This window comes from Treponema socranskii subsp. socranskii VPI DR56BR1116 = ATCC 35536 (genome assembly GCF_000468115.1).
GTDB lineage: Bacteria > Spirochaetota > Spirochaetia > Treponematales > Treponemataceae > Treponema_D > Treponema_D socranskii.
This window is the reverse complement of record NZ_AVQI01000047.1, coordinates 1-514: the sequence shown is the minus strand read 5'-3', so window position 1 is coordinate 514 and position 514 is coordinate 1. Positions and strand designations below refer to the sequence as shown.

At 44.6% G+C, this 514-nt stretch carries 1 protein-coding gene; it reads left to right on the top strand.

Annotated features, from left to right (window positions below):
- Nucleotides 1–133 precede the first annotated feature (133 nt).
- Nucleotides 134–514: Rpn family recombination-promoting nuclease/putative transposase (locus tag HMPREF0860_RS06155; RefSeq protein ID WP_021495600.1), on the top strand; the 381-nt coding region annotated here is incomplete at its 3' end.

Genomic DNA, 514 nt, shown 5'->3' with positions numbered 1-514 from the left:
ATCTCGAGTTTGCTTTGCAAACTCGATTATTGAACGTGTGCGCGCACGCGCATGACTAAAAACTTTTTCGGAAGTTGCACCTTGCTTGAAGCTTCGCTGCAAGTACCTGCGAAAGTTTTTATGGGAGGTACGTATGAGAAAAAGTTTTGACGATTTAACGATTGCTGACGATTTTATGTTCTGCAAAGTCATGCAGGACGAAGGCATTTGCAAAGAATTTCTCGAAATGATTTTGGCAGGGCAAATTGGAAAAATCGCCTACCTGGCGCCGCAAAACAGTGTGGCGCCCGGTATCGAAGCAAAATCGGTACGCCTTGATATTCTCGTAAAAGACGAAACCGGTAAATCTTACGACATCGAAATGCAGGTAAGCAATGAACACAATCTTCCGAAACGCATGCGCTATTATCAAGCGGCAATCGACATTGCATTCTTGGACAAGGGCGAGCACTACAAAGCCTTGAACGACAGCTATATCATTTTCGTTTGTCTTTTCGACGCTATCGGGAAAGGC